The 3,200-nt window shown below is 39.6% G+C and carries 6 protein-coding genes and 1 tRNA gene; all 7 read right to left on the reverse strand.

Going from position 1 to position 3,200, the window contains the following annotated elements:
- Positions 1 to 133: 133 nt before the first annotated feature.
- The gene (locus VMW01_08795) at positions 134 to 979 is read right to left on the reverse strand and encodes a YqaJ viral recombinase family protein (GenBank protein HUW06348.1); all 846 of its coding nucleotides are present in this window, start codon (positions 977 to 979) and stop codon (positions 134 to 136) included.
- 109 nt (positions 980 to 1,088) lie between these two features.
- Entirely contained in the window at positions 1,089 to 1,259 is a 171-nt protein-coding gene (locus VMW01_08800) for a hypothetical protein (GenBank protein ID HUW06349.1), read from the reverse strand.
- Positions 1,252 to 1,527: a hypothetical protein gene (locus tag VMW01_08805; protein HUW06350.1), complete on the reverse strand. Its 276-nt coding sequence runs from the start codon at positions 1,525 to 1,527 to the stop codon at positions 1,252 to 1,254. The genes VMW01_08800 and VMW01_08805 overlap by 8 nt, the downstream gene beginning before the upstream one ends.
- Before the next feature lie 109 nt (positions 1,528 to 1,636).
- A tRNA-OTHER gene (locus VMW01_08810) sits at positions 1,637 to 1,725 on the reverse strand.
- A gap of 11 nt (positions 1,726 to 1,736) precedes the next feature.
- Complete coding sequence (locus tag VMW01_08815) at positions 1,737 to 2,216, reverse strand: DUF669 domain-containing protein (GenBank protein HUW06351.1); 480 nt, start codon at positions 2,214 to 2,216, stop codon at positions 1,737 to 1,739.
- Positions 2,217 to 2,238: 22 nt separating this feature from the next.
- The gene (locus tag VMW01_08820) at positions 2,239 to 2,988 is read right to left on the reverse strand and encodes an ATP-binding protein (protein ID HUW06352.1); all 750 of its coding nucleotides are present in this window, start codon (positions 2,986 to 2,988) and stop codon (positions 2,239 to 2,241) included.
- Positions 2,989 to 2,990: 2 nt separating this feature from the next.
- A partial coding sequence (locus tag VMW01_08825) for a hypothetical protein (protein ID HUW06353.1) occupies positions 2,991 to 3,200 on the reverse strand: 210 nt, incomplete at its 5' end.

Here is a 3,200-nt window from a genome sequence, read left to right on the forward strand (position 1 = left end):
ACTTCCATTTGTTCATATGGCCCCAAATTGTAACTATTACGAACATGAAGTTCTGATGCTTGTTTGCCATCCACAGCTTCTATTGAATAACTACCATACTCATCTTCTACAAGGAATGTTTTGGTTGGGGGTTTCATTTCAATCCTTCCATTTTCACCCAGAAAGGACAATCCTTTCCTTCCCTTTGTTTTGCTACAGAACGGGGCTGTTTCAAATAAGAACAGCGCCAGCGTCCGCCTTTATGCATATCTAAATGCTGGCAGGTTCGGCAGTTCTTTAATGGCTCCTCGTCATACTGGCAAAGCAAGTAATGATCACACCATTTGCATTCATACCAAGAGGCACCACCAATTCTTGCCAAAGGGAATTCAGAAAGAATAATGTCCTCGGCTCTGGCGAAATACTTCTCAGCAACTTCTTTATCATACCGAATGCGCTCATAATAGCGTTCATCATTGTCCTTGTTGACAACGACGAATAAAGTACGCTTTAATTTCAGCAGATGCATATAACATTGCACTTGAGCCCAATAATCAGGCTTCTTTTTTTCTACTCCTTCCTTTTTAATGCCATTAAAATTTGAATTGTTAGCAGTTTTCAGTTCTAATAAATGCTCGGTTTTTGGCGCATCAGGGACATTGGATACTGTTCCGTCGATATGACCTTTTATATGACCATATCCAGCGGTCATACCTTTCTGTCTATTTTTTACTTCGCAACCTGCAGCAATTAAATCCTTAATGATTATTGGTTCCTCACGATGACCACGGCTGAATAGCCGTTGCTGACGGGCTGTGATTTTTGATTCGGTTGTCCAGCGAAAACTATACCACAAATCGCGAGCACATGAACTCCCAATGCCACTGATGCCGAAGTAAGGACGTGGTTGTTGGACAATTGTTTGCTCTTCAATTGCTTCTTCTATCTTTAAAGTAAAGGCCTCTTTTGGGATTGCTACCATTACAATATCTCCTTCCATAATTTTAAAGCATCCATAGCTGTTTCTATCATTACTGGGGCGACTACAAACATCACCCAAATCCATACAATAATAACAAGGCCTAAAATTGATCGAAATACTATTTTTTCTAACATTGCTTCACCATTTCTTTGTACCAGTCACCTACTCTTTGAGCAGTCCCTCGAACAGATGAATCCCATATTCTTCCATGACCACTAATAAAATGGTAATGGTTTGGCATAAGTTTCAAATTTGGTTTCTTTTTTAAAATTTCCTTGTCTTTTAAAACTTTAATCATTTGATTTTACCTCCTTATTCAACGCATAGTTGTTATCATTAGTATAATACGGAGGGCCATAACAAGTACTTAATTCAAAGGGTTTTACATAATTATTAAAATCAATGGTTTTGTTAAGTTCGTATTCTCTCACTTCAAAAACATGGTAATCATCTTTTTCAAAATTCTTTGCTTCTATAAAACCATTCATGGCATCGATTTTATTGTCATATACCCCGACAATGCCTCTGTCATAAACTCCCATTCTAACGACAACAAATAATTCCATTTATTTCTCCTTCTTTTTAATTGTGCCCACTCGGTTTGTCACTCTCCTGCGGGATTTGAACCCGACCGATAGTTTACCTGTCGAGACATGGGCACAATAAGTTATTTTTGGCATAGGGCAGGATTCGAACCTGCAATTTTCCACTTGAGCGTATGCCATGCGAAATGTTATTTATCGCATCAATTCCGCCACCTATGCCAAACTTTATCCTATGCCCAAGGAACTCCACCTTTTTTAGCATCTTTAGAACCAGAAGTGGCTGGTTTGGTAGCACCAGGCGCCACTCCTCCTTCCAAAGCCTTATAATTCACCATATCATTGGTGGCCGGCCAATCCCCAGAAGCGGGACGAACTTTAATTTTTCCCAAAAAGGGAATGCCATGCAATTCCATTGTATCAGTGATTGTGAGTTTGCCGCAAGCCCGACAAATGGTAGCCAATTCCTTTTGCGCAATTTCAACTGCAACCGGGTTTGGATTGACGACATTCAAATTGGTCCAGATTTTACGTCCTTTCTGCTCACCATCCAAAATAGTGAACTCAAGTTTGATGTACTTTCCGGTTTTTGCTTTGGTATCTTGCATGGAACTTCCCGTTATTGCCATAGGATAATCCCCAGCCGGAATTGGTTCAAATGCTCCTAAGTCCTCGTGTTGATTTGAATCGAATACTCCACCTAATTCAGCCATTTTATTGCTCCTTGTTTTAATGTTATTTTTTTGCTGTTGTTGTTTCTTTTTCTACTGCTGCTTTTTCTACTACTTTTTTCTCACCTCCTTTTCCATTAGTTTTATTTCCTCTGATTTTATTGAAGAGTTTTTCAAGATTCGGTTCTTCCATAAAATCCAACTTTCCAGAGCGATCTTTAGCTTCCCAATATAAATCCCGAGAAGTTTGGAGATAACTATATGGTGTGCCTTCTTCGGTTTGCGCAGTACGCAAAGCCAGCACTTCATCAAAGAAGTATGGCAGGGCTGTAACTAACATATTCCCAGGCATAGAGGGAACATGTTGGGTGACGCCAAAATCATCAGTAAGACGTTTAACTTTCGCTGTAAAGTAAATGTTGTGATTTGGCAAGTCTCTAAATGCTCGAATTATAACCGACATTTTATCTCCCAATTCGCCATAGGCTTGCCTCGGGTCTTTGGTTTCAGCTTTGGCAGTTGATAGGCAAACTTCTGCAATGTCTGATAAGGAATCCAGGGACACTGTTTCGTAAGCAGCAGCTTCTTTGCTATCCTTAAGAAACATAAATGCCTCATTGAGATTTTCCATAGATTTTATTTCAATGACAGGAATATCCTCATCAGCCAAAGACAGAAGTCCGCCTTCTGCACTAAGAATGAGATTATTTTTTGTAGTAGCACAAAGCCGTGTTTTACCAACACCAGCGAATCCATAAACAAGAACTTTAACTTTATTAACACTTTGTGCAGTGGTAATAATTTTAATTGCCATAATTATTTTTCTCCTTTTACAAGTTTAAATGCCAGAGTGGGGGTTGCCGGGGTTTCAACAACGACTCTTGTCAGTAAGGACTGAGGAGGCAAGGATTTAAAAGCAGCAACCTTGACGCTGGGTTTGTAGTCGATACAAGCCTTTTCCTCAGGAGTAAGTTTTGCCCAAATGGGAGTAAGATCATCATGAGCAACTTTATAATTGCGTCCGAT

The organism is Williamwhitmania sp., assembly GCA_035529935.1.
Classification (GTDB): domain Bacteria; phylum Bacteroidota; class Bacteroidia; order Bacteroidales; family Williamwhitmaniaceae; genus Williamwhitmania.

What these genes read in the sequence shown, in the direction of transcription:
- VMW01_08795 (HUW06348.1), bottom strand. Translation starts at nt 979, where the DNA reads ATGGAAGGAGATATTGTAATGGTAGCAATCCCAAAAGAGGCCTTTACT.
- VMW01_08800 (HUW06349.1), bottom strand. Translation starts at nt 1,259, where the DNA reads ATGATTAAAGTTTTAAAAGACAAGGAAATTTTAAAAAAGAAACCAAAT.
- VMW01_08805 (HUW06350.1), bottom strand. Translation starts at nt 1,527, where the DNA reads ATGGAATTATTTGTTGTCGTTAGAATGGGAGTTTATGACAGAGGCATT.
- VMW01_08815 (HUW06351.1), bottom strand. Translation starts at nt 2,216, where the DNA reads ATGGCTGAATTAGGTGGAGTATTCGATTCAAATCAACACGAGGACTTA.
- VMW01_08820 (HUW06352.1), bottom strand. Translation starts at nt 2,988, where the DNA reads ATGGCAATTAAAATTATTACCACTGCACAAAGTGTTAATAAAGTTAAA.